This window comes from Cellulomonas sp. PSBB021, assembly GCF_002240455.1.
Classification (GTDB): Bacteria; Actinomycetota; Actinomycetes; order Actinomycetales; family Cellulomonadaceae; genus Cellulomonas; species Cellulomonas uda.
The window spans coordinates 891,718-916,935 of record NZ_CP021430.1 but is presented as its reverse complement, the minus strand read 5'-3'; the positions used below and the strand labels follow the sequence as shown (position 1 = coordinate 916,935).

The 25,218-nt window shown below is 73.0% G+C and carries 20 protein-coding genes, 1 tRNA gene and 1 pseudogene; 9 read left to right on the top strand and 13 right to left on the bottom strand.

The genetic code is table 11. The features are described from left to right. The first annotated feature begins 44 nt into the window (after positions 1-44). The gene (locus tag CBP52_RS04115; protein ID WP_094179935.1) at positions 45-899 is read left to right on the top strand and encodes a PAC2 family protein; all 855 of its coding nucleotides are present in this window, start codon (positions 45-47) and stop codon (positions 897-899) included. 52 nt (positions 900-951) lie between these two features. On the opposite strand, the pseudogene mshC reads toward CBP52_RS04115, so the two are convergent. Beyond that, a pseudogene (gene mshC, locus CBP52_RS04110) lies at positions 952-2,210 on the bottom strand (cysteine--1-D-myo-inosityl 2-amino-2-deoxy-alpha-D-glucopyranoside ligase). A 70-nt stretch (positions 2,211-2,280) separates the two neighbouring features. On the opposite strand from mshC, the gene CBP52_RS04105 reads away from it, so the two are divergent. Next, entirely contained in the window at positions 2,281-3,330 is a 1,050-nt protein-coding gene (locus CBP52_RS04105; protein WP_157732493.1) for a magnesium and cobalt transport protein CorA, read from the top strand. 6 nt (positions 3,331-3,336) lie between these two features. Here the strand turns inward: CBP52_RS04105 and CBP52_RS04100 are convergent, their stop codons facing one another. Beyond that, complete coding sequence (locus CBP52_RS04100; protein WP_094182136.1) at positions 3,337-4,230, bottom strand: undecaprenyl-diphosphate phosphatase; 894 nt, start codon at positions 4,228-4,230, stop codon at positions 3,337-3,339. 79 nt (positions 4,231-4,309) lie between these two features. Between CBP52_RS04100 and CBP52_RS04095 the strand changes: the two genes are divergently transcribed. After that, positions 4,310-5,281, top strand: a complete 972-nt coding sequence (locus CBP52_RS04095; protein WP_094179933.1) for an aldo/keto reductase — start codon at positions 4,310-4,312, stop codon at positions 5,279-5,281. Between the two features lie 22 nt (positions 5,282-5,303). Here the strand turns inward: CBP52_RS04095 and CBP52_RS04090 are convergent, their stop codons facing one another. Beyond that, positions 5,304-5,681 (bottom strand): primosomal protein, encoded by a 378-nt coding sequence (locus tag CBP52_RS04090; RefSeq protein ID WP_094179932.1) that lies wholly within the window; start codon positions 5,679-5,681, stop codon positions 5,304-5,306. 164 nt (positions 5,682-5,845) lie between these two features. Between CBP52_RS04090 and CBP52_RS04085 the strand changes: the two genes are divergently transcribed. Continuing rightward, positions 5,846-6,079, top strand: a complete 234-nt coding sequence (locus CBP52_RS04085; protein ID WP_094179931.1) for a DUF5703 family protein — start codon at positions 5,846-5,848, stop codon at positions 6,077-6,079. Between the two features lie 27 nt (positions 6,080-6,106). On the opposite strand, the gene CBP52_RS04080 is transcribed toward CBP52_RS04085, so the two are convergent. Both CBP52_RS04080 and CBP52_RS04075 read right to left on the bottom strand, forming a co-directional pair. Continuing rightward, positions 6,107-7,444 carry a M20/M25/M40 family metallo-hydrolase gene (locus tag CBP52_RS04080; protein WP_094182135.1) on the bottom strand — a complete coding sequence of 446 codons (1,338 nt, stop codon included), beginning with the start codon at positions 7,442-7,444 and terminating at the stop codon, positions 6,107-6,109. Between the two features lie 22 nt (positions 7,445-7,466). After that, complete coding sequence (locus tag CBP52_RS04075; protein ID WP_094179930.1) at positions 7,467-9,551, bottom strand: M3 family metallopeptidase; 2,085 nt, start codon at positions 9,549-9,551, stop codon at positions 7,467-7,469. Between the two features lie 181 nt (positions 9,552-9,732). Here CBP52_RS04075 and CBP52_RS04070 point away from each other — a divergent pair, with 181 nt between their 5' ends. Continuing rightward, positions 9,733-11,280 (top strand): M20/M25/M40 family metallo-hydrolase, encoded by a 1,548-nt coding sequence (locus tag CBP52_RS04070; RefSeq protein WP_094179929.1) that lies wholly within the window; start codon positions 9,733-9,735, stop codon positions 11,278-11,280. A gap of 55 nt (positions 11,281-11,335) precedes the next feature. Here CBP52_RS04070 and CBP52_RS04065 read toward each other — a convergent pair whose 3' ends face one another. The 3 genes from CBP52_RS04065 to ald are packed head-to-tail and all read right to left on the bottom strand — an operon-like array spanning position 11,336 to position 14,081. Further along, on the bottom strand, positions 11,336-11,815 hold the full coding sequence (locus CBP52_RS04065) for an ACT domain-containing protein (protein ID WP_094179928.1): 480 nt from the start codon (positions 11,813-11,815) through the stop codon (positions 11,336-11,338). Beyond that, a complete protein-coding gene (locus CBP52_RS04060) occupies positions 11,812-12,906 on the bottom strand; it encodes a lactate dehydrogenase (RefSeq protein WP_094179927.1) in 1,095 nt (364 codons plus the stop codon). The genes CBP52_RS04065 and CBP52_RS04060 overlap by 4 nt, the downstream gene beginning before the upstream one ends. A 59-nt stretch (positions 12,907-12,965) precedes the next feature. Further along, the gene (gene ald, locus CBP52_RS04055) at positions 12,966-14,081 is read right to left on the bottom strand and encodes an alanine dehydrogenase (protein ID WP_094182134.1); all 1,116 of its coding nucleotides are present in this window, start codon (positions 14,079-14,081) and stop codon (positions 12,966-12,968) included. A gap of 72 nt (positions 14,082-14,153) precedes the next feature. On the opposite strand from ald, the gene CBP52_RS04050 reads away from it, so the two are divergent. Continuing rightward, positions 14,154-14,948, top strand: a complete 795-nt coding sequence (locus tag CBP52_RS04050) for a fructosamine kinase family protein (RefSeq protein WP_094182133.1) — start codon at positions 14,154-14,156, stop codon at positions 14,946-14,948. Between the two features lie 6 nt (positions 14,949-14,954). Here CBP52_RS04050 and CBP52_RS04045 read toward each other — a convergent pair whose 3' ends face one another. Continuing rightward, positions 14,955-16,166, bottom strand: coding sequence for an AI-2E family transporter (locus tag CBP52_RS04045; protein WP_094179926.1), 1,212 nt, complete (start codon positions 16,164-16,166; stop codon positions 14,955-14,957). A 185-nt stretch (positions 16,167-16,351) separates the two neighbouring features. Here CBP52_RS04045 and CBP52_RS04040 point away from each other — a divergent pair. After that, positions 16,352-16,434 (top strand) — tRNA-Leu (locus tag CBP52_RS04040). A gap of 320 nt (positions 16,435-16,754) precedes the next feature. Further along, a complete protein-coding gene (locus tag CBP52_RS04035; RefSeq protein ID WP_157732492.1) occupies positions 16,755-17,330 on the top strand; it encodes a hypothetical protein in 576 nt (191 codons plus the stop codon). A gap of 49 nt (positions 17,331-17,379) precedes the next feature. On the opposite strand, the gene CBP52_RS17470 is transcribed toward CBP52_RS04035, so the two are convergent. From CBP52_RS17470 to CBP52_RS04015, 4 genes are all read right to left on the bottom strand, one after another. Then, entirely contained in the window at positions 17,380-18,537 is a 1,158-nt protein-coding gene (locus CBP52_RS17470) for an alpha/beta fold hydrolase (protein ID WP_157732491.1), read from the bottom strand. A 151-nt stretch (positions 18,538-18,688) separates the two neighbouring features. After that, on the bottom strand, positions 18,689-20,335 hold the full coding sequence (locus CBP52_RS04025; protein WP_094179924.1) for a glycoside hydrolase 43 family protein: 1,647 nt from the start codon (positions 20,333-20,335) through the stop codon (positions 18,689-18,691). Beyond that, positions 20,335-21,906, bottom strand: coding sequence for an alpha-N-arabinofuranosidase (locus CBP52_RS04020; protein WP_369826291.1), 1,572 nt, complete (start codon positions 21,904-21,906; stop codon positions 20,335-20,337). Before CBP52_RS04020 ends, CBP52_RS04025 begins: the two co-directional genes overlap by 1 nt. A gap of 64 nt (positions 21,907-21,970) precedes the next feature. After that, positions 21,971-22,972 carry a LacI family DNA-binding transcriptional regulator gene (locus tag CBP52_RS04015; RefSeq protein WP_094179923.1) on the bottom strand — a complete coding sequence of 334 codons (1,002 nt, stop codon included), beginning with the start codon at positions 22,970-22,972 and terminating at the stop codon, positions 21,971-21,973. Positions 22,973-23,579: 607 nt separating this feature from the next. Between CBP52_RS04015 and CBP52_RS04010 the strand changes: the two genes are divergently transcribed. Beyond that, the gene (locus tag CBP52_RS04010; RefSeq protein ID WP_369826333.1) at positions 23,580-25,178 is read left to right on the top strand and encodes an extracellular solute-binding protein; all 1,599 of its coding nucleotides are present in this window, start codon (positions 23,580-23,582) and stop codon (positions 25,176-25,178) included. Positions 25,179-25,218: the final 40 nt, after the last annotated feature.

Here is a 25,218-nt window from a genome sequence, read left to right as displayed (position 1 = left end):
TACGCCGGACGTGCCACCGGGGCGGCGCGGCCTACGCTGGAAGGATGAGCGACTCCCACGAGCTGCCCGCGGACCGCACGGTCCTGCTCGCCGCCTTCGAGGGCTGGAACGACGCGGGCGGCGCCGCGACGCACGCGTTGGAGCACCTGCACGACGCGTGGCACGCGGAGCACGTCGACGAGCTCGACCCGGAGGAGTACCACGACTTCCAGGTCAACCGTCCGCACGTCGCGCTGCGGGACGACGGCACGCGCGAGATCACGTGGCCGACGACGGCGGTGGTCGTGGCGACCGCGCCCCGCTCGGGCCGACGCGTGGTGCTCGTGCACGGCATCGAGCCGTCGATGCGGTGGCGCCGGTACTGCCACGAGCTGCTCGACATCGCCGCGACGCTCGAGGTGGACACCGTCGTGACCGTCGGCGCGCTCCTGGCCGACGTGCCGCACAGCCGCCCCATCCCGGTGACCGCGACGTCGGAGGACCGCGGCGTGCGGGACCTGCTCGGCGTCGAGCCGAGCACGTACGAGGGGCCGACCGGGATCGTCGGGGTGCTGCAGCACGAGGCGGGTGCCCGGGGTCTGGCCGCGATGTCGTTGTGGGCGGCGGTGCCGCACTACGTCGCGCACCCGCCGTCGCCGAAGGCGACGCTCGCGCTCCTACGCCGCCTCGAGGAGGTGCTGGGCGAGCCGATCGAGATGGGTGACCTGCCCGACGAGGCCGCCGCGTGGCAGGCCGGGGTCGACGAGCTCGCGGGCGAGGACGGCGAGATCGGCGAGTACGTCCGTCAGCTCGAGGAGGCCAAGGACACGGTCGACCTGCCCGAGGCGTCGGGCGACGCGATCGCCGAGGAGTTCGAGCGCTACCTGCGCCGCCGCGACAAGGGCACGGGCAGCGCCTGACCCGACGGTCGGGTCGCGCCCGGCAGGCCCGGTCGGGTGGCGGGGCAGGTCGCTACAGGCGCACGCCGAGCAGGGCGTCGACGGTGCGTGCGACGACGCCCGGGGCCCCTTCGACGAACCCCACGCCCCCGTCCCGGGAGCCTGCGAGCGTCTGCGCGGCCCAGGCGTCCACCACGGCCAGCGCGCGCGGGGTGTCGAGGTCGTCGGCCACGGCCGCGCGCACGGCGTCGAGCACGGGCGCCGCGTCCACACCGCCGTTGCCGGACATCGCATGGCGCCAGCGGGCGAGCCGCTCCTGCGCGGCGACGAGGCCCGCCTCGGTCCAGTCCCAGTCGTCGCGGTAGCGGTGCGCGAGGATCGCGAGCCGGATCGCCATCGGGTCCACGCCGCGGGCCCGCAGCGCGGAGACGAGCACGAGATTCCCGCGGGACTTGCTCATCTTCTCGCCGTCGAGCCCGACCATCCCCGCGTGCACGTGGACGCGGCCGCCGGTGCCGCCCTCGAGCAGGCGCAGGTGCGAGGTGCTCATCTCGTGGTGCGGGAACAGCAGGTCCGAGCCGCCGCCCTCGACGTCGAACGAGCCGCCGAGCGCCTGCCCCGCGATGACCGCGCACTCGATGTGCCAGCCGGGCCGGCCCGCGCCGAGCGACCCGCCGTCCCACGACGGTTCGCCCGCGCGCGCCGCGCGCCACAGCAGGGGGTCGAGCGGCGCACGCTTGCCGGTCCGGTCGGGGTCTCCCCCGCGCTCGGCGAACTGCGCGAGCATCGTGGCCGCGTCCAGGTGCGCGACGGTGCCGAAGCGCTCGTCGGACGCCAGGTCGGCGTACACGTCCTCGCCGGGCGCGTCCGGGGCCGGCACGCGGTACGCGGCGCCGTCCGCGACGAGCTTCTCGACCGCCTCGACGATCGGGGGATCGTCTCGACGACGCCGGCCCACGCGTCGGGCGGGACGACGCCGAGCGCGGTCATGTCCTCGCGGTACAGGGCCACCTGGTCGTCGGCGAGAGCGCGCCAGTCGACACCCGTCGCGGCCGCGCGCTCGAGGAGCGGGTCGTCGACGTCGGTGACGTTCGACGCGTACCGCACGCGCTTGCCCTCGTCGCGCCACGCGCGGCCCAGCACGTCGAACGCGACGTACGTGGCCGCGTGGCCGAGGTGCGTCGCGTCGTACGGTGTGATGCCGCACACGTACAGCGACGCGTCCTCGCCGGGCGCCGCCACGACGAGCTCGCCCGAGGACGAGTCGCGCACGCGGACGGGGCCGCCGTGGCCGGGGAGCTCGGGGATCTGCGGGGCCGGCCAGGTGAGCACCAGCGCAGCCTAACGGGGCCCACGCGCACGCTGCGCAGCGCCGCGGTGCGGTCCGCGACACAATCGGCCCGTGAGCAGCGAGCGACAGGTCTACACGGGCGACGGGCGCGGGTGGCGAGCGGTGCCCGAGGCACCGGCGACGGGTCTCACCTGGGTCGTCGTGCCCGACGGCACCGCGCTGCGCGACGAGGCCCGTCGCGGCGGGCTGAGCGAGCAGGGCCTGCGGATGCTCGACGAGCACCCGCTGACCGACCTGCGGCCCAGCCCGACGGGCCCGCTCGACGACTCCGGTCGGCACGTGCGCGGCCACGTGAACCGGTCGTACGCGGGCGAGATCCTGCTGACGCTCCCCACCGCCACGTACGTGGACGCGTCCCGCGACGTCCGCACCGGAGCGCTCACGTGCGTCGTCACGGACCGGGTCGTGGTCGCGTGGGAGCAGGGCGAGGCGGGTGTGCTCGGGGCCGCGGCGCACAAGCTGTGCGGCGGGCTGCCGGTCCCGGACACGGGCACCCGGCAGGTGCTCGCCGCCATCCTCCTGACGCTCGTGACCCGCGCGGCGGACGTGGAGGCCGGGCTCGGTGACGCGGTCGCCGAGCTCGAGCAGCTCGTCGTCGAGACACCCGACCGGTCCCGGACGGCCGACTCCGACGAGGCGTCGTTGGGAGCGGTGTACGGGCTCAAGCGGGAGATCGCCGAGGCGCGCCGCGCGCTGGGCCCGATGACGAGCGCGCTGCCCGAGCTCGAGGCCGAGGCGCAGGAGGCCCGTGCCGCGGACCGGCCGGTGCGGGACCTCGAGGCGACGAGCGCGTGGCTGCGCCGGGTGCGCGAGCGGTCCGACCGTGTGGACGCGCACCTGGACGCGCACGACGGGCTGCTCGACGCGATGCTCTCCGTCCACCTGAGCACCGTGTCGGTGCGGCAGAACGAGGACATGCGCAAGATCTCCGCGTGGGCGGCGATGATCACGGTGCCGACCCTCGTCGCCGGGATCTACGGCATGAACTTCCGGTACATGCCGGAGCTGGACTGGCGCTTCGGCTACCCGTTCGCGCTGACGGTCATGGCCACCGCGTGCGGGCTGCTGTACCGCGCGTTCCGGCGCTCCGGCTGGCTGTGAGCCCGCTCAGCCCGCGGTCACGTCCGCGGCCGGCATCGCGTCGACCGCACCGGTGAGCAGCAGCACGACGACGAGCGCGGCCAGGCCCAGGCGGTAGTAGACGAACGGCCGGTAGCTGAACGTCGAGACGATCTTGAGGAACGCGATGATCACGAGGTACCCCACGACGAACGCGACCAGGGTCGCCAGCAGCGTGGCACCGAACCCCGGCGTCCCGGCCGTGCCGAAGTCGTCGACGGACTTGGCGAGCTGGTAGAGGCCCGAGCCGAACACCGCGGGGATCGCGAGCAGGAACGAGTACCGCGCGGCCGCCTCGCGGGTGTACCCCATGAGCAGCCCACCCGTGATGGTGCCGCCCGAGCGCGACACGCCGGGGACCAGGGCGAGCGCCTGCCAGAAGCCGAACTTCACCGCGTCGCGCACGGTGAGCTCCTCCAGCGGCCGTGAGTGCCGTCCCACCTTGTCGGCCCAGCCGAGCACGAGGGCGAAGACCGCGAGCGTCGCGACGACGAGCCACAGGTTGCGGAACGTGTGCTCGATCGAGTCCTGGAACAGCAGGCCGAGCACGACGATCGGCACCGAGCCGGCCGCGATGAACCAGGCCATCAGCGCGTCGTGGTCCGGCACCTGTCCCCGCGGCGCGCCGAGCCGCGAGCGCAGGTCCGTCCCGTAGCGCCCGCGCAGCGCGTACCACCAGGCGAGCACGATCCGCTTGATGTCGTGCCGGAAGTACAGCAGCACGGCGGTCTCGGTGCCGAGCTGGGTGATCGCGGTGAACGCGGCACCGGGGTCGCCGCCCATCAGCTCACCCACGATGCGCAGGTGCGCGCTGGAGGAGACCGGCAGGAACTCGGTGAGCCCTTGCACCAGACCCAGGATGATTGCGTCGAACCCGCTGATCTCTGCCACGGGCCGCCACGATATCTCCCCGACGAGCGGCTGCCTCACCGCGCAGGTCGCCGGGCTAGGGTGGCGCACCATGGAGCATCGTCACGTGGGCCGGACGGGCCTGCGCGTGTCGCGGATCGGTCTGGGCACGATGACGTGGAGCCGGGACACCGACGAGCACGAGGCGGCCGAGCTGCTGCGCGACCTCGTGGCCGCGGGCGGCTCGCTCGTCGACACGTCCGCGTCGTACGCGGACGGCGGCGCCGAGGAGCTCCTCGGTTCGCTGGTCGGTGCGGTCGTCCCGCGCGAGGACCTGGTGCTGTGCACCAAGGCGGGCGTCCGGCGCACGGCCGACGGGCCGACGGTCGACGCGTCCCGCGGCGGCCTGCTCGCGTCCCTGGACGCGTCGCTCGCGCGGTTGCGTACCGACCACGTCGACCTGTTCCTCGTGCAGACGCCGGACCCGCGCACGCCGCTGGAGGAGACCGCGTCCGCGCTGCGCCAGGCCGTGCTCTCGGGCCGAGCGCGCTACGTGGGGGTCGCCAACCACCCCGGCTGGCAGGTCGCGCGGCTCGCGGGCCTGCTCGACGACGTGCGCGACCACGTCGGGCTCGCGGCGGTCGAGATGGAGTACTCGCTCCTGGAGCGGGGCATCGAGCGCGAGGTGCTGCCGGCGGCGCGGGCGCTCGGGGCCGGCGTGCTCGCGTGGTCCCCGCTGGGCCGCGGCGTGCTCACCGGCAAGTACCGCCGGACGGTCCCGGCGGACTCACGCGCGGCCTCGCCGCACCTCGCGGGCTTCGTGCGTCCGTACCTGACCGGCTCCGCGTCGGCGGTGGTCGACGCGGTCGTCACCGCAGCGAGCGGGCTGCAGCGCCAGCCGCTCGAGGTCGCGCTCGCGTGGCTCGCGCGCCGCGAGGGTGTGGCGGCGGCCGTCGTCGGGGCGCGCACGTCCGCGCAGCTGCGTGGCGCGCTGTCGTCGCTCGACCTCGAGCTGCCCGACGAGATCGAGCAGGCGCTCGACGACGTCTCCGCGCCGACGGTCGGGTACCCCGAGCGGTTCTGACCCCGCGCCCGACGGTCCGCCGTCAGCGGGCGGGCTCGACCTCGGTCTCGTCGTCGTACTCGTCGTCGAAGCCACCCTCGGCATCGTCCGCGTCGTCCGCGTCGTCGAAGTCCGCGTCGACGTCGTCGGTGTCATCGGCGTCGTCATCGGCGTCGTCGTCGTCATCCGCGTCGTCGTCGTACTCGTCCTCGTCGTCCTCCTCCTCGGCGAGGTAGAACGGCGTGGCCTCCCCGTGGATCGTGCCGAGCGCGTCGTCGTACACCTCGAACGCGTCGGCCAGGACGTCGTAGGCGTCGTCGACCGCGGGGTCGTCCTCGCCCTTGCGCGCGACGACGGCGTTGTAGTGCGCCTCGAGCGCGGCGATGAATCGGTCCAGCGCGGCACGGGGGTCGACGGTCATGCCCCGAACGCTACCGCCGCAACGCGTCGCCCGGCAGGGCAGCAGGGCCCGGTGCGGCGCCCCGCCGGTTGTGATGCATCTCTCCACGTGCGTGGATCGCGGCGACGCAGGGGGCACAATGGCCGCACGTCCGACGACAGCCACGACAGGGGACGAGGTGACGGATGACGGTCGGGACGCGTGCGCGGCGCCGGGACTGGGTCGCTCAGGGCGGTCAGTACGAGTACCGCGTGATCACGCTGCCGCGCAGCACGAGCCGCAACGAGGCCCGTCAGCTGCTCACCGAGCAGGCCGAGTACGGCCGCTGGGAGCTGGCCCGCACGGTGCTCTACGAGGGTGGTGAGCGGCGCGTCTGGCTGCGCCGCAAGATCCTGCGCGTGCGCAGCACGCTCGACTGAGCCGCCCGCGGCACGCGGGACGGCGTGTCAGCAGGTGGCGAGCAGGCGGTCCAGGACGCGCGTGCCGAACCGCAGCGCGTCGATCGACACGCGCTCGTCGACACCGTGGAACATCCCGGCGAAGTCGAGGTCCGCCGGCAGACGAAGCGGCGCGAACCCGTAGCCGGTGATCCCGAGCCGGGACAGCGACTTGTTGTCGGTGCCGCCCGACAGCGTGTAGGGCAGGACCACGGCACCGGGGTCCTCCGCGACCAGCGCCTGCGTCATCGCGTCGACGAGCGGACCCGACGTGGGCGCCTCGAGCGCGACGTCGTGGTGGATCTTCTCGACGCGCACGTGCGGCCCGGCGAGCTCGGTGAGCGTCGCCCAGAACTCGTCCTCGCGGCCGGGCAGGAACCGCGTGTCGACCGCCGCCTCCGCACGGCCGGGCACGACGTTCGCCTTGTACCCGGCGGTCAGCTGCGTCGGGTTCGACGTGTGCCGCAACGTCGCGCCGACGAACCGGCTCGCGGGTCCGAGCGCCGCGACGAGCGCGTCGACGCCCGCCTCGTCGTCCGGGTCGAACGGCAGGCCGGTGAGGTCCGCGACACCCTCGAGCAGCGCCCGCACCGTGGGCGTCAGGTCGAGCGGCCAGGCGTGCCGCCCGATCCGCGCGACGGCCTCGGCGACGTGCGTGACGGCGTTGTCGGGCGTGACCTGGCTGCCGTGCCCGGCCCGGCCTTCCGCGACGAGCCGCAGCCACGCGAGGCCCTTCTCCGCGGTCTGCACCAGGTAGGCCCGGCGGTCGCCGACCGTGACCGAGAACCCGCCGACCTCGCTGATGGCCTGGGACGCGCCCTCGAACAGCTCGGGGCGGTGGTCCACGGCCCACCGTGCGCCGTACGTGCCGCCGGCCTCCTCGTCGGCGAACATCGCGAGCACCACGTCGCGCGCGGGCCTGCGGCCCTCGCGAGCCATCTGCCGCACGACCGACAGGACCATCGCGTCCATGTCCTTCATGTCGACCGCGCCGCGCCCCCACAGCAGGTCCCCGTCCACGTGCCCCGCGAACGGGTCCACGCTCCAGTCCTCCGCGCGCGCGGGCACCACGTCGAGGTGGCCGTGCACGACGAGCGCGGGCCGCGAGCGGTCGACGCCCTCGATCCGCGCGACGAGCGACGTGCGGCCGGGTGCGCTCTCGAACACCTCCGGCTCGATGCCGACGTCGCTCAGCAGCGTCGCGGTGTACTCCGCTGCCGCCCGCTCCCCCGGCCCCGACCCGTCCCCGTAGTTCGACGTGTCGAACCGGATGAGCTCGCGGCAGATGTCGACGACCTCGTCGGCGGCCGTCAGGGTCGAGGACGTCGGAGCAGGCTGACTGGGCACCCGCCCACCGTACCCGCGCGGCTCACGCGCCCGCCGCGGCGGACAGGCCGCGGCGCTCGAGCAGCGGGGTGATCTGCGGGTCGCGTCCGCGCAGGTCACGGAACGCCGCCATCGGGTCGATCGAGCCGCCGCGCGCGAGCAGCCGGGCACGGAAGACGTCGCCGTTCTCGCGGCGCAGGCCGCCGTTCTCGCGGAACCACTCGACGGTGTCGGCGTCGAGCACCTCGGACCAGATGTACGAGTAGTAGCCGGCCGAGTAGCCGCTCGAGAACACGTGGTTGAAGTACGCGCTGCGGTAGCGGGGCGGCACGGGTGCGAACGCCACGCCCGCACGCTCGAGCGCGGCCGCCTCGAACGCCTCGACCTGCTCGGGGTCGGTCGGGACCTCGTCGGGCGCGAGGCGGTACCACGCCTGGTCGAGCAGCGCGGCCGCGAGGTACTCGGTCGTCTTGAACCCCTCACCGTCCTGGCGGCCCGCGAGCAGCGTCTCGACCCACGCGGACGGCAGTGGCTCGCCCGTCTCGTGGTGCACCGCGAAGGCCTGCAGCACCTGCGGCTCCCACGCCCAGATCTCGTTGACCTGCGACGGGTACTCGACGAAGTCGCGCGGCACCTCGGTGCCGGACTGCGACGGGTAGCGCACGGCCGAGAGCAGGCCGTGCAGCGCGTGCCCGAACTCGTGGAACATCGTGATGACCTCGTCCCACGCGAGCAGCGTCGGCCGGCCGTCGGGCGGCTGGGGGATGTTGAGGTTGTTCACGACGACGGGCGGCTCGCCCAGCAGCGTCGACTGGTCGACGAGGTTGTTCATCCACGCGCCGCCGCGCTTCGACTCGCGCGTCCAGTAGTCCGCGAGGAACAGGCCGAGCCCCGAGCCGTCGACGTCGTGCACCTCGAAGACCCGCACGTCGGGGTGGTACCCGACGAGGTCGGTGCGCTCGGTGAACGTCAGCCCGTACAGCGCGGTCGCGGCGCGGAACACGCCCTCGTGCAGCACGCGGTCGAGCTCCAGGTACGGGCGCAGCGCGGTCTCGTCGAGCGCCCGGGCGCGCGAGCGGACCCGCTCGGCGTAGTACGCCCAGTCCCACGGCTCGAGCGTCGCGCCGGGGTGGTCCTCGTGCAGCGCCGCGGTCAGCTCCTCGGCCTCACGGCGCGCGTTGGCGACCGCCGCCGGTGCGAGGCGCCCGAGGATGTCCCCCACCGCCTCGGCGGAGCGCGCCGTCGCGTCGGCCGCGACGTACGCGGCGTGGTGCGGGTAGCCGAGCAGCTGCGCACGCTCGGCGCGCAGCCGGGCGAGCTCCAGCAGCGTCGCGCGCGTGTCGTGCTCACCGGTCAGCCCGCGGGACGACGAGGCGCGGTGCAGCCGCTCGCGCAGGCCACGGTCGCGCAGGGTGACCAGCTGCGGCTGGCCCGTGGGCAGCTGGAGCTCGAGCAGCCACCCGGACTGGTGGCCCCGCTCGCGTGCGGCGCGCGCGGCCGCCGCGCGGGCGTCGTCGGGCAGGCCGTCGAGCTCGGCCTCGTCGGTGACGAGCACGGCCGCGGCGTTCGTCGCGGCGAGCACCTCGCGGCCGAACACGGTCTCGAGCGTCGTGATCCGGGCGTTGAGCGCGCGCAGGCGCTCCTGCGCCGCCGCGTCGAGGCGGACGCCCGCGCGCACGAACGCGGTGTGCGTGCGCTCGAGCAGCCACGCCGTGTCGGGCTCGACCGTGAGCGTGCCCGCCTCGACCTGCGCGACGAGCGCCTCGAGCCGCGCGAACAGCCGCTGGTCGAGGTGGATCGCGTCGCGGTGCGCGGCGAGCCGTGGGGCGAGCTCCTCCTCGAGCGCGTCGAGCTCGGGCGAGGAGTCCGCGCTCGACTGGTTGTAGAACGCGGTCAGGACGCGGTGCAGGGTGCGTCCCGCCCGCTCGAGCGCGACGAGCGTGTTCTCGACCGTGGGTCCGCTCGGGTCCGAGGCGACCATCTCGACCTGCGCGCGGTGCTCGGCCATGGCGTACTCGACCGCAGGGCGGTAGTGCTCGGTCCGGATGCGGGAGTAGTCGGGCAGCCCGTACGGCAGGGGCGACGGGACGGCGAACGGGTTCTCGGGGTCGAGCGGCTCACGCTTCATGCCCCGCATCATCACCCACACCGCGCCGTGCGCGCCCGAGCGCGGGACGCACGGGTGCGCACGTCTGCGGATGTCGTGACAAGTCGGGCAGGATCGGCCACCGTGGGGCTCGGAGTCACCCGTTCGGGCGACACCGACGGCGGCCGACCGGCCGCCGTCCTCGCGACGAAGGGACACCATCGTGGCAGGACGACGTACCTCAGCCCTCGCGGGCACCGTGGTCGCGCTCGTGGTCGGCACGAGCGCACTCCTCGCACCACCGGCCTCCGCGCACGACCGCGGCGGCCACCGGCTGGACCCCGACCGGTTCGCGCAGCAGGTCACGACCCGCGGGGTGTGGCGGCACCTCCAGGAGCTCCAGCGCATCGCCGACCGCCACGACGGCAACCGAGCGGCGCTCACCGACGGCTACGAGGCGAGTGCGCGGTACGTCGAGCGCACGCTGCAGCGCGCGGGCTACCGCACGCACCGGGACCCGTTCACGTTCGGCCTCGAGGTCGTCGACGCCGCGAGCCTCACGCTCGAGCCGGGCGGGACCTACGAGGTCGACCAGATGCAGTACGCCCCGAACAGCCCCGACGGCGGCGTGCGCGCGCGTGCGGCGGTGCCCGTCGACCCGACCGGGTGCACGCCCGAGGCATGGGGCGACGTCGCGACCGTCGGCGCGATCGCGGTCGTCAGCCGCGGCAGCTGCCCGTTCGCCCAGAAGGCCGTCACCGCACAGGCCGCCGGCGCGGTCGGCCTGGTCGTCTACAACAACGTCGAGGAGATGCTCTTCGGCACGCTCGGTGAGGAGGGTCTGGTGCAGATCCCCGTCGCGGGCATGGGCATGGCGGACGGGCTCGCAGTCGTCGGGGCGGTCACCGAGGGCGACGTGATGCTCACGCTCGACACGCGGTTCCACGAGGAGGAGCGCACGAGCTTCAACGTCCTCGCGGAGACCAGGACCGGTCGCGACGACAACGTCGTGATGCTCGGCGCGCACCTCGACGGCGTCGAGGAGGGGCCGGGCATCAACGACAACGGCTCGGGGTCGGCTGTGCTCCTCGAGGTCGCGGTGCAGCTCGCCGAGCAGAAGAAGCACCACAACACGGTCCGCTTCGCGTGGTGGGGCGCCGAGGAGCTCGGGCTGATCGGCTCGACGGCGTACGTCGACGAGCTCGCGACGAAGCCGGGCGAGCTCGACCGCATCGCGACGTACCTGAACTTCGACATGGTCGGCTCGCCGAACTACGTCGTCGGTGTCTACGACGCCGACGAGTCGACCTACCCGGCCCCGGTCGACGTCCCGGAAGGCTCCGCGCAGACCGAGGCGGTGCTGACCGGCTACTTCGACGGCATCGGGCAGCCGTGGGTCGACACCGAGTTCTCCGGGCGCTCGGACTACCAGGCGTTCATCGTCAACGGCGTCCCCGCGTCCGGGCTCTTCACGGGTGCCGACGACGTCAAGACGGACGCGGAGGTCGCGCTGTTCGGCGGCACCGCCGGGATCCGGCACGACCCGAACTACCACACGGCCGACGACGACCTGTCGAACGTGAGTCGTGCGGCCATCGGGATCATGGCGCCCGCGGTCGCGTACGCGACCGCGAGCCTCGCGCAGGACACCTCGGCGATCAACGGGGTGAAGGGCCCGGGCAAGCCCCGTCACCACGGTCCGGGCAAGCCCGGCAAGCGCCACGGGCACCACCCGGCCGGCGAGCATCGGACGCTCGAGCGCGCGTCCTGACGCACTGCTGGGGCTCGGGCGGGGTCGGACGCGGTCCGGCCCCGCCCGAGGCGGGTCACACGGCCGACGGCGGCTCGATGACGATCGCGGTCGAGAGCGCGCCGGCCCGCTGCGCTGCCGCGACGACGTGCTCGACGTCGACGAGCGGCCCCTCCACGAGCACGGGCTGGCCGAGCTGCGACTCCCCCGACCAGCTCACCGCGGCGTGCGGCGGCGGCCGGAACGCCACCTCGCGCGGCAGGTGGCAGACCGCGGCGGCCCGCACGCCCAGGTCCTCGGCCCGGCGCACGACGACGCCCGAGACGGCCGCGAGGCGCTCGACGGCACGCACGAGCTCGTGCTGGCGACGCTCGGTCGTGCGGAACGTCACCGTCACCAGACCGTCGCGCGGTCCCGGGTCGCTCGTCGCGAGAGCGTCGAAGCTGATCCCGCGCGTCGCGAACACCGCCGTCACGGCCGCGACCGTGCCGGGCCGGTTCGCACCCCGCACGAACACGACCCAGCGGTCGTCGTGCACGTCCTGGTCCTGGCTCATCGCGTGACCTCCTCGTCCGAACCCCGCTCGGTCCACGGCGCCACAGCCGCCGCGATCCGCCGCGCGACCGCCGCGAGCCGCTCGTGCTCGTCGTCCGCGAGCGCGGGCAGCAGCACCTGCGTCCACCCCTCGGGGCCGAGCACCACGGGCACGCCGAGCACCCCGTGCACGGGCGCGCCCGCGAGCGTGACCTCACCGTCGAGCAGCACCTGCCCCGCGACCACGGTGTCGCGCCCGTCCAGGACGGTCTCGACGAGGTCGATGGTCGCGCTCGCGGTGCCGGCCGCGGTCTTCGCACCGCTCTGCTGCGTCATCCAGGGGCGCGCGGCGAGCCGCACGTCGGGCGGCCACGTGTCGACCAGCCGGAACGCCTCCGCGAGGTCCTGCACGGCGGCGGTGCTGAGCGCACGCTTGGCGGCGCCGATCTCGTCGGCGTAGGTCGCGAGCGTGCGTGGTCCCCGCACCCGGGCCACCTCGGCGCGACGCTCGGCGACGTCGAGGCCCGCGATCCGCACGGTCGACCACAGCGGGACGAGGTCGTCGCCGTGCTGGCCGACCGCGAACCCGCCGACCCGGTGCCGCCGCACACCGATCGACGCGGCGACCTCGCGGCGGAACCGCAGCGTGTCGAGCCACGCGCCCATGCCGATGACGCGGTGCCGGCCCAACGCGTCCCCGAGCAGCGCGACCCCCAGCTCGACGGGGTTGGAGACCACCACGACGACCTCGCGGCCCGAGCCGTGCCGGGCGAGCGCGTCGGCGTAGGTGGCGAACACCTGCGCGTTGTCGGCGGCGAGCGCGTGCCGGTCGACCGACTCGCCGGGCCGGGTGCCCGCGGTTCGACCGGCCGCGACGACCACGACGTCGGCGACGACGTCCGCGGGGTCGAGCGCGACGTCGAGCAGCGGCGCGTGCTCGTCGTAGGCGTCGACGAGGTCCGCGGCGAGGCCGTACGTGGCGCGCGACGAGCGCCCGTCGGGCCGTCCGACCAGCTGGAGCCGCGAGGTGGGCGGCAGGACCCGTCGCTCGACGAGCTGCGTGCAGATCTGCCGTCCGACGTCGCCCGTCGCACCCACCACCGCCACGTCCATGGCGTGAGACTAGGCGCCGTTCGTTGCGCGCACGTGACGGCACCGCCCGGCGACGAGGCTCAGGCGAGCGCGTCGGCGACCGAGACAGAGGGGTACCCGTGGGCGGCGGCGACCGCGGCGTTGACGAGGCGCCCGCCGTGCGTCGTGAGCCCGCTGGCGAGCGCGGGGTCGTCGGCCACCGCGGCGCGCCAGCCGCGTGAGGCGATCGCGTGCACGTACGGCAGGGTGACGTTGGTCAGGGCGCGCGTCGAGGTCACGGGCACCGCACCGGGCATGTTGGCGACGCAGTAGAACACGCAGCCCTCGACGAGGTAGGTCGGGTCGTCGTGCGTCGTCGGGTGCGTGGACTCGAAGCACCCGCCCTGGTCCACCGCGACGTCGACGAGCACCGAGCCGGGGCGCATGCGTGCCACGAGCTCGTCGGGCACGAGGCGGGGCGCGCGTGCCCCGGGCACCAGCACCGCACCGATGACGAGGTCGGCGTCGGCGACCTCGCGCTCGAGCGCCCACCGGTTCGACGCGAGGGTGCGGATGCGGCCGGCGCTCGCGGCGTCGATCTCCCGCAGCCGCGGCACGGACAGGTCCAGCACGGTGACGTCGGCACGCATGCCGAGCGCGATCTGCGCCGCGTGCCACCCGACGGTCCCGCCGCCGAGGACGACGACGCGTGCCGGGCCGACCCCGGGCACCCCGCCGAGCAGCACACCGGCCCCGCCCTCGTTGCGCATGAGGTGGTACGCGCCGACCTGCGCCGCGAGCCGGCCGGCGACCTCGCTCATGGGGGCCAGCAGCGGCAGCGACCCGTCGGGCAGCTGCACGGTCTCGTACGCGATCGCCGTCGTGCCCGCGGCGAGCAGCGCGTCGGTCGCGGGGCGGTCGGCGGCCAGGTGCAGGTAGGTGAACAGCACGAGGTCCTCGCGCAGGAACGCGAGCTCGGCCGGCGTCGGCTCCTTGACCTTGCAGACGAGGTCCGCCTCGCCCCACACCGTCGCGGCGTCGCCGACGACGTCCGCACCGGCGGCGCGGTACTCGTCGTCGCCGATCGCGGAGCCCACACCGGCGCCGGACTGCACGAGGACCCGGTGCCCGTCGGTCACGAGGTGGTGCACGCCCGCGGGCGTCAGCGCCACGCGGTACTCGCGGTTCTTGGTCTCGGTGGGGACGGCGACGATCATGTCGGCTCCTTCAGGCGAGGGTGGTGCCCGGGGCGGTGGCGAGGGCCGGGTCGCGGACCTGCCGGTCCCAGCATCCGCCGTGCGGGCCGCAGACGCGAGAGGATCGGCGACGTGTTCCGCAAGACGCGCGCCGGCGCACCGCCCGGCTTCTTCCGCTGCGAGGCAGCGGGCCTCGAGTGGCTGCGCGCCGCCGGCGGGGCGCGCGTGGTGCGCGTCCTGGACGTCGGCGACGAGCACCTCGACCTCGAGCAGCTCGCCGCAGTGCCACCGACGCGCGCCGCCGCGGTGGACCTGGGGCGCTCGCTCGCACGCACGCACGCCGCGGGCGCGGACGCGTTCGGGGTCCCGCCCGACGGGTGGACGGGCGACACGTGGTTCGGTCCGCTCGAGGCGCCGCTGACCATGCCGGCGGGGGCCGCCGAGCACTGGGGCGAGCACCTCGCGCACGCCCGCCTGCGTCCGCTCGCGCGCGACCTCGTCGGGTTCGCGCCCGACGAGGTGCTCGACGACCTGCTGCGCGTCGCCGACCGCGCGGAGGCGGGCCGCTGGGACGACGGCGAGCCTCCCGCGCGGCTGCACGGCGACCTGTGGGCGGGCAACGTCATGTGGACGGCGCAGGGTGCGACCCTCATCGACCCCGCCGCGCACGGCGGGCACCGGGAGACCGACCTGGCGATGCTCGCGCTGTTCGGCCTGCCGTTCCTCGACGACGTGCTCGCGGCGTACGACGACGAGCGTCCGCTACGGCCCGGCTGGCGGCGACGCGTCGGCCTGCACCAGCTCTACCCCGTCGGCGTGCACGCGCTGCTGTTCGGCGGTCACTACGTCTCCCACCTGGCCCGGCTGCTCGACCCCCTGGTGCGCTGAGCGCGCTCAGCGTGCCGCGGCCTCGTCGTCGACCTCCAGCGGGACGTCGGACTGCGGGCGCACCTCGTCGTCGGCCTCGTCGGCCTCCATGGGCGGGTCGAGCGTACGCAGCCGCGAGAACACCGCCCACGCGACCGCGACCAGCGGGACGCTCACCACCGCGCCGAGGATCCCCGCCGTGAGCGTGCCGCCCGCGACCGCGAGCGCGACGACGACGGGGTGGATCGACACCTGCTTGCCCATCACGAGCGGCTGCAGCACGTGCCCCTCGAACTGTCCGATGAGCGCGATCCCGATGCCGACGAACACCGCCGACCAGAACCCGTTGGCCGCGAGCGCGACGATCATCGCGATGACCATCGCGGCGGGCGCACCGACGAGCGGGATGAACGCGCCGATGAACACGAGCACCGCGAGCGGTGCCGCGAGCGGCACCCCGAGGATCAGCAGGAGGACGAACGCGAGCATCCCGTCGGTCACGGCGATGATCACCGTTCCCCGCGTGTACCCCGAGAACGTGTACCACCCCGCGCCGCCGGCCTTGATCCAGCCCTCGCGGAACCGCGCGGGGAGCTGGTTGAGGAACCACGTCCACATCTCCTGGCCCCGCGCCAGGAAGAACACCGTGCAGAAGATCGCGAGCGCCAGCGCCGTGAAGACCTCGACGACCGACCCGGCACGCGACGCCGCCTGCCCCGCGAGCTCCGTGGCGTGGTCCTGGAGCCACTTCTGCCCGTCGCTGATCCACCCCGCGATCTGGTCGCTCGTGATCGTGAACGGCAGCGTGTCGCTCTCGAGGAAGTCGATGATCTGGTCGATGCCGTCGCTGAACTGCTTCGACAGGTCCTCCCACTCGTTCGCCACCGAGTACCCCACGTACGTGAGCAGACCGGCGAAGAAGAGCACCCCGGAGATGATCGCGAGCGCGGTCGCGAGGAACCGCGGCATGACCTTGCTGAACCACTCCACGAGCGGACGCAGCACCGCGGTGAACACCAGGGCCAGGAACACCGCGATGAACAGGAGCTTCACCTGCGACGTCGCGTAGAACACCATCCCGACCGCGATGACCGCGACGATCAGCCGCCACGACACCCCCGCGAGCGAGCGCAGCCAGCGCGGCGCGTCCGGCTCGAGCGGAGGCGGGGTCCGGCGGGGCGACCCGGCGACCCGTCGAGCGGGACGAGCGCCCTGCGACCCGACGCCCGGCTCCGCCATCCGGCACCCCTCCTCGCGCACGTCGGGCCGCCTGTGAGGGGCGCCGCCCGGTTCGTGCTGTGTCGTCATCTCTCGTCCTGTGCTGACGAGTCTGCCCCTCGGGGCCGATGCGTGTCCCGGCGACGCACCGTGCTATGTTTTCTGCCGCACCGCGGGGCTCCTCCGGGATCCCGCAGTGACCACCTGTCCGGGTGGCGGAATGGCAGACGCGCTAGCTTGAGGTGCTAGTGCCCGAAAGGGCGTGGGGGTTCAAGTCCCCCTCCGGACACTCGTTGAGACAGCGAACCGAAGGGCCGTGACCGGCAGCAGTGCAGGTCACGGCCCTTCGTGTGTCCGCGACCGTCCTGCATCTCAGCAGCGTTGCCGCAACGTCGGTCCAGGCATCCGGGCACGCACGTGTCGAGGCCGACCCGAAGGTCGCCTGCGTGGAGCATGCGACCGAGGTCGGGGCGTCTCGTCGTCACGCCCGCATCTGTCGGACCGCCTCGGGCAACGGGACGTGTCCGTGGCCTTCACGGCCGCAGGCCCGCGGTGGGAGTTCGGTCCATGTCGGGTACCCAGGAGCTCACCGCGAGCTTCGTCGACAGCGTGGCCTGGCCGATCGCGGTGATACTCATCGTCTTCGTCCTGAAGAAGCCTCTGGGGGCTGCTCTGGCGAACATCAGGCGCGCGAAGGGCTACGGCGTCGAGGTCGAGTTCGGCGAGCGCGCCGACGCGGCACGCGATGACGCGAAGGCGGTGCTCGACGGGTTGGAGCAGCAGGGCGTCGTGACCGAGACGTCCGTGGACTCAGCCACGGCGAGCGCCGAGGTGCGTCGGGACGAGGACCCGTCGTTCGCTGTCGTCGCCTCGTGGGAGCTGGTGTCGTCGGCAGTGCGCGAGCTGTACGGCGCCTCCGGACTGACCGGTCTGCCCAGCACAGCATCCACCCGCAGGCGGGTCGAGGCGCTGCATCGCGCCGGCCTCGTCGACGACACGTACGTGTCGGTCGTGCGCGAGCTCGTCGACCTGCGGAACGTCGTCGCGCAGGGCCAGCAGCGCGTCACACACGATCAGGCACGTGCCTACGTGGAAGCCGCGAACGAGATCGTGCGTGCTTCTCGTGCGTTGGCGGCGCACCTCGCCTCGCCAGCGCAGACAGTTCCTGGCAGCGCCGCACCGTAGACCCATCGCCGGACGAGCCGCGCATGCCCCGACCCCGCGCGGCCGGACGTCACTCCCGCCGACCGATGTGCTCGGTGAGGAACGCGTCGACGGCCGCGTGGTAGGCAGCGGGCTGGTCGCGTCGCACGCAGTGGCCCGCACCGTCGACGGCGACCCTGCGGACGAGGGGGTTGTCGACCAGGTCCGGGCGGGGCGCCATCGGCGCGTCACCGGGCAGGACGAGCAGCGTCGGGACCGCGAGCGCGGCGAACAGCTCCTCCCACGCGAGATCTCCGAGGAACAGCCCCCGCTGGACGTACGCGCGGTCGACGAGCGGACGGCTGTCGGCCCACGCCTCGATCTCGGCGTCGCTCCAGGCCGTCTCGCGGCGCATGCGGGCGACCTCGGCAGCGCGGTCGCGCTCGGTCGCGACGAGCGACGACTCGACGCCGGTCACCACGTCGGGGTGGGCGACGAACACAGTCCGGTCGCCCTCGCGCGTGGGGATGCCGTCGGGCTTGGCAGGGTCCTCGAGCACGAGCGCGCGGACCGCGTCGGGGCGCTCGAGTGCGGCGCGCAGCGCGAGCAGGCCACCGAGCGAGTGCCCGACGAGCACGACCGGGGCGGGCTGGGCGTCGAGCAGGTCGAGCACGTCGGCGAGCATCACGTCGGGCGCGCGGTCGAGCTCGTCGTCGGTGAACCGCGGGGACCGTCCGTGCCCGCGCAGGTCCGGCGCGCTCACGTCCCAGTCGTCGTCCCAGTGCCTGACGAGGTCGGGCCAGGTGGTCCCGGCATCGGTCAGCCCGTGCAGGAGCACCACGCGCGGCCGCCCGGGCCGGCCGTAGCGGTGCACAACCAGCGGGCGCCCGGCGCGTCCGTCATCGGGAGCTCGCGAGTCGCCGGACCGTCTCGTGGCGGGACCGGTTGCGGGCTCGAGGGTGACGTCCTCGTACGCCTCCACGCGCGGCGGGCTCGCGAGCAGGGTGTGCCACTCGTCGATCAGAGCGCGCATCGCGGGGTCCTGCTCGACGCGGACCTGGTCCGCCGCGTAGGTGACACGGTCGCGGTACTCCATGATCTCGACGAACGCCCCGGGCTCGGTCAGGCTCCACTGCAGCCGCACCCTGATGCCGCCCGGCGCCTCGTACACCGGGCGGGCGCGGGCCAGGAACGACTCCAGCGTGCGGGCGTCGCACGCCGCCCTGCCGTGCAGGTAGAGGGTGATCATGGCGACCATCGTCCCGGCGACCTGCGGCGACGCACAGCCCGAACGTCCCGGGCCACGACCGGCGACGCGCCCGGAGGCGTCGTCGCCGGCTCGTCGCCCGGACGGCCACGGCGTCCGCAGGGCTCCCGCCGGTCCGGCCCGGCCGGGCACCTCACGACGCCGGCGATGGCCCCAGGCGGTCGATGTCGTCGCCGACGCGGAACCAGTCGACGTCGACGTGCCCGCCCGTCTCCGCCGTGGCGTAGCAGAAGATCGCGAACCGGTAGCCCGTGAAGTGGTCGAGGCTGTACTCCATCGCGAGGTCGTCACCGATCGGCGTCCAGGTGGCACCGTCGAGCGAGTACGCGAACGTGGCGCGGTCGGCGGCGTCGCGGAAGTCCACGTCCACGCGGAGCAGGACCGTCTCGGCCGTCAGGGGCACGGGCGTACTGGTGAAGGCGACGTGCCCCTGCCGGTCGGCGCGGCGCATCACGAGCCGGCGCGCGCCGTCGGCCACCTCGACGGCGACGTACCCGTACTTCTGCTGGTAGGCGGACAGGCCGGCGACGTCGCCGTCCTTCATGCCGGACACGTCGAGCGAGATCGCCGCGGCGCTCGTCGGACCGTACGTGCGCTGGGTGAGCGTGTTGCGTGCATCGAGGATGCCCGACGCGACGCTGCCGGTGGTGAGCCGCAGATGGCTGGGCCGGTCGGTGAGCGACCAGAACCGGTTGTCCGGGTTGTGGTTCCACTGCCAGGACAGCCCGAGGCTCGAGCCGTTCCAGGCGTTCTCGTCCGACGCCGTCAGGGCACCGGGGTCCGCGGTGCTCCAGTAGCCGGCGGGCGCGGGGCTGTTGTCGAAGTCGTCCGAGACGAGCAGGTCGGTCGCTCGCGCCGACGTCGCCGGTACGGGGTCGGTCGCCCCCGCGTCGAGCGTGTAGACGGGCCATCCGTCCTCGTCCCAGCACACGCGCGCGAGCTGGGGTGAGCGCCCGAGCGGGCCCTCGTCCTGGAACAGCATCGCGTACCACCGCCCGTCGGGCGCCTGGACGACGCCGCCCTGGGCGACGCCGTCGCCCTGACGCCCCGCGACCGGCACGGCCCGGGCGAGGACGACCCTGCCCTCCCAGTCACCGCCCTCGGACTGCGGTGTCAACGACGTCGAGCGCCACACGACCTGCTGGCGGATCCCGTCGGTCGGCCACTCGATCATGAACACGTAGTAGCGGCCGGCGATCTTGTACGCGTGCGCGCCCTCGGCGTGCAGCCCGCTGCTCTGGTCGACGTCGGCGTCCTCGACGAGCCGCGTCGCCGGGCCGTCCCAGGCGAACGTCCCGTCGTCGTCCCGGCGGAGCCGGCGCAGGTCGATCACTCCCCCGCCGTAGACCAGGAAGACGTCGTCGCCGTCGAACAGGAGCGACTGGTCGTGGGCGTAGCCGTCGAGGACCGACCTCGTCCACGGCCCGTGCTCGATGCTGGGCGTGGCGAAGACGTACGTCATGTCGGTGGTCAGGCTCCCGACCGAGACGTAGTACGTCCCCTCGTGGTACCTGATGCTCGCGGCCCAGCTGCCCTGTCCGTAGGCGTTGCGGCCGTGGCGCAGGGCGAGCGCGTCCGTGTCGTCGAGGATCGGGCCGGTGTACCCGACGATCGACCAGTGCACCAGGTCGTCCGAGCGCATGATCGGCACGCTCGGCGCGAAGTACATGGTCGTGCTGACCATGTAGTAGTACCGACCGTCGTGGACGACGTCCGGGTCGGGGACGTCCGCGAGGACGACCGGGTCGACGACGGTGAGCGGCCGGTCGCCCGGCCCCATCAGCGCAAGCCCAGGCTGACGGTGACGTAGGAGTGGGCGGGGACGTCGACCTCGAGCCCGCGGGCGTGCGGCCGCACGCCGGCGTGCGGCCGCGGTGCGACCGCGTCGCGCTGCTGCGGCGTGTTGTGCGCGTCGAGGGCGGACGCGGTCAGGACCCGCGCGTCGTGCCCGACGACGTCGCGACCGCGCAGGTCGAGCACGACCGTGCGGTCGGTCTCCGTGTCGAGGTTCGACAGCGAGACCAGTGCGGCGTCGTCCTTGACCGACGCGGACGCCGAGACCAGGGGCAGCTCGGCCCCGTCGACGACGCGCGTCTGCACACCACGCAGGTGCACGGCGAGCGCTGCGGCGTCGTGGTGCCCGGCGTTCATCGCGAACACGTGGTAGGTCGGGGTGAGCACGAGCGCGCCGGTGTCCGGGTCGGTCAGGATCATCGCCTGCAGCACGTTGACGGTCTGCGCGATGTTCGCCATCACGACCCGCTCCGCGTGCCGGTGGAACGCGTCGAGGTGGGTCGAGGCGACGAGCGCGTCGCGCAGCGTGTTCTGCTGGTACAGGAACCCGGGGTTGGTGCCCTTCTCGACGTTCCACCAGGTGCCCCACTCGTCGACGACGAGGCCCACCTTGCGGTGCGGGTCGTACCGGTCCATGACCGTCGAGTGGCGCGTGAGCAGCTCCTCCATGCGGTGCGCCCTGGCCATCGTCGTGTACCACTCGTCGGTGCTGAAGCCCGTGGCGTCGCCCTTGTCGCCCCACGAGCCCGACATCGTGTAGTAGTGCAGCGAGACGGCCTGGAACGGACCGGCGGGCGCGGCCGGGTCGGCGGCGAGGTCGTCGAACGAGCGCATGAGCGCCTCGGTCCAGTGCAGGTCACCCGAGTCCGCGCCGGCGGCGATCCGGTACAGGATGTTGCCGCCGTGGTTGCGCGAGTACGTCGCGTACTGGCGCGCGAGCGACGCGAACTGCTCGGCCCGCAGGTTGCCGCCGCAGCCCCACGCCTCGTTCCCCAGACCCCAGAACGGGACGCGCCACGGCTCGTCGCGCCCGTTCGCCCGGCGCAGCGCGGCCATCGGCGAGTCGTCCGCGCGGGTCAGGTACTCGACCCAGTCCGACATCTCCGCCACGCTGCCGGACCCGACGTTCCCGCTCACGTACGGCTCGGCACCGAGCAGCTCGCACAGGTCCATGAACTCGTGCGTGCCGAACGAGTTGTCCTCGACCACGTCACCCCAGTGGGAGTTGACCATGCGGGGCCGCTGGTCGCGCGGACCGATCCCGTCACGCCAGTGGTAGTCGTCGGCGAAGCACCCGCCCGGCCAGCGCAGGTTCGGGATCTGCAGCGCACGCAGCGCGTCCACCACGTCGGAGCGGATGCCCCGCACGTTCGGCACGTCCGAGTCCTCACCGACCCAGAACCCGCCGTAGATGCACCGGCCCAGGTGCTCGGCGAAGTGCCCGTACACGTGACGCGAGATGCGCGGGCCGGGAAGGTCGAGGTCGATGACCGCCGTCGTGGTGGTCGTCGACTCGGGGCTTGCCGCGGAGGCAGGCGGCGGCACGGAGGTGCTCACGGGGTGGGTCTCCTTTGACCGGGTAGCGACTGGGTGACGCGAGGAACGGATGGTTGGCGTGTGGTCAGGCGCCGCGCGTGGATCCACGCACCACGAGGCGCACGGGTGCGACGACGTGCTCGGCAGGGCCGGTCCAGCCCGACATCCGGCGGTGCAGCAGCCGGACGGCCGCCTCGGCCACACCCTCGTGGTTGGCGTCCACGGACGTGATGCCGGGAGGCACGAAGCTCGACATGTCGAGGTTGTCGAAGCCGGCGAGCTGCACGTCGACGGGGACGCGCAGCCCATGGTCCGCCAGGGCGGACAACGCCCCGAGGGCCACGATGTCGGTGACGGCGAACACCCCGTCGAACGGCAGCCCGGACGCGATGACCTCGAGCATCGCGTCGCGACCACCACGGGACGTGTAGTCGCTGACGGGCACGACGTAGACCGGGTCGGCAGCGAGCCCGGCATCCTGGTGCGCGCGCTCCCACCCGAGACGGCGGTCCGTGGTCATCGTGTGCGCCGCGTCGGTCGAGCACCCGAGCGCGACGATGCGGCGCGACCCGTGCTCGATCATGTGCGCCGTGGCGAGGAGGGCGCCCGACTCGTTCGCCAGACGCACGTGGTCGAGGTGGTCGGGGACGTCGCGCTCACCGAGCAGCACGATCGGCTTGGGGGTGCGGACCCGCCCCAGCTGCTCCGGGTCGACACCGGCGACGGACAGCAGGACGCCGTCGTAGATCTGCAGGCGCGAGACGCTCAGCGCCTCCATCTCCTGCTCCGCGTTGGCGCTCGTCCGCTCGAGCACGAGGTGGCGACCCTCCGCCTCGACCAGCGGGGCGACCTGGTCGGCGAGCTCCCCGAAGTAGTCGTGGAAGCTCGGCACGACGAACGCGACGGTGTCGGTCCGTCCGGCGCGCAGGTGCCGCGCCGTGAGGTTGACCTCGTACCCGAGATCCTCGACGGCCGCCATCACGCGGGCGCGCGTCGACTCGCCGACCGGGAGGCGCTCGTTGAGGACGTTCGACACGGTCATGACCGAGACACCGGCCGCGCGGGCCACGTCCGCCATCCGCACCATGCGGATCTCTCCTTCCCGCGACACCCCTGCTCGTCCGGCGTTCGCACGTCGGGCCCGCAGCCCGGCCACATCGCCGGAGCGCGCTCAATATATCGATACAACGCGGGACTGCAAGGCCCTCGTCGAAAGAGTTTCGAACAACCACCCGGCGTGTCGTCCCGCCGCGTCCACGCCGTGAGCACCGCCGACGGGAGCTCGACACTCTCGCCGCACACGCGCCCTCTGGCGCGTTCTTGCTGGTCACAGCCCTACGGAACGGCGCAGCGCGGGGGTCGGGAGGGGCGCGGACCGGGACATTCCCGGCCCGGATGGCCGTACCGGAAGGTTGCCGTGATCATTTCGAAACATGCGGGGGCTTGACTGGGCCCGGTGGCCTCTCTACTTTAACGCTAAAATCCCGCCGGGATGAGGACGCGAAGCCCCACTGCGCGTCCGATAGGCACGAGTTCCAGTCAAGGTCGACCGGAACAGTTCTCAAGGGAGAGACCTCGGTGCGTACCGCAAGAACGAAGTTGTCAGCTCTTGTCCTGGTGGCAGCCATGTCCGCGGGCTTGTCGCATGTACCTCGGACAGCGACCCCGACGACGGCCCCTCCAAGCCCGTCGTCATCCCCGAGGGTGATCTCGCGGACAAGTCGGGGACGCTGACCCCCAGCAACCCGACGACGCTCACGACCTGGATCACGACGGCCTCGCAGGCGCCGGCCGCCGACAACAAGATCACCAAGCTGCTCAAGGACCAGCTCGGGGTCACCCTGGAGTACGAGATCGTGACTCCGGACAACGTGGACCAGAAGATCGGCGTCATGCTGGCCGGCGGTCAGTATCCCGACCTCGTCGGGACCACGGACCTCAAGATGCGTCTCCTCGAGGGCGGCGCCCTCCTGCGCCTGGACGACATGCTCGCCACGGGCGACTACCCGAACCTCGCCACGCACGTCGAGGACGACATCAAGAAGATGAGCTACTCGGGCGAAGAGGTGGACCCGGGCCTGTACATCTTCCCGAACTACAACCGCTTCTACGGCGAGGTCACGGGCGGCACCTACTACGGTCCCGCGTTCTGGATCCAGAAGCGCGTCCTCGAGGACGCCGGCTGGCCCGACCTGAGCAACATGACGCTCGAGCGGTACTTCCAGCTCATCGCGGACTACAAGGAGAAGAACCCCGAGACCGAGGGCGCTCCGACCGTCGGCTTCGAGGTCCTGGCGTCGACCGGCCGTGAGTGGGGCATGACGAACCCGCCGGCGCTGCTCGCGGGCTCCCCGAACAACGGGGGCGTCATCGTCGACGACAGCAACAACGCGCAGATCTACGCCGACAAGGACATCGCGAAGGACTTCTACAAGGTCCTCAACGAGCAGTACGCCGCGGGTCTCGTCGACCGCGAGTCCTTCACGCTGACGTTCGACCAGTACGTCGCCAAGCTGGCCACGGGCGCCGTCCTCGGCATGCACGACCAGGGCTGGGACTTCCAGACCGCGACCGACTCGCTGCGCAGCGCCGGCAAGGACCAGTACACCTACGTGCCGCTCATGCCCGTCTACGACGGCGCTGAGCCGTGGTACGCCGACCGCCCGGTCATGAACACCAACCAGGGCTTCGGCATCTCCGTCTCCAGCAAGCAGCCGGAGAAGGCGATGAAGTTCCTCGACCTCATGCTCAGCGAGCCCTGGCAGAAGGTGCTCTCCTGGGGCATCGAGGGCGAGGACTACCAGGTGGGCGACGACGGCATGTTCACCCGCACGGACGAGCAGCGGGCCAACGCCCGTGACCTCACCTGGCGTGCGTCCAACCGCCTCGAGGCGCTGCTCGACATGCTGCCGAAGCACAACGGCCAGTTCTCCGACGGCAACGCCTACAGCCCCGACGACCAGCCCGCCGAGTTCTTCGCGACGCTGACCGACTACGACCGCAACGTCATGGAGCAGTACGGCAAGAAGACCTGGCTCGAGTTCATGAACCCGCAGCCGGAGAACCCCAAGTACTACCCGGCGTGGAACATCACGCTCTCCGACGACGCCAACCAGGTCAACCAGCAGCTGACCGACGCCAACGTGCAGAACCTGCCGAAGATCATCGCCGGTGACCCGGCCGACTTCGAGGCGAGCTGGAACGCCTACGTCGACACCATCAAGAAGATCGACGTCAAGGTCTACGAGGACGCGATCAACGCCGGCATCCAGGAGCGCCTCGCCAACTGGTAACAGTCCGTGAGTCGTCGTGGTGGGGGGTCTCGACCCCCCA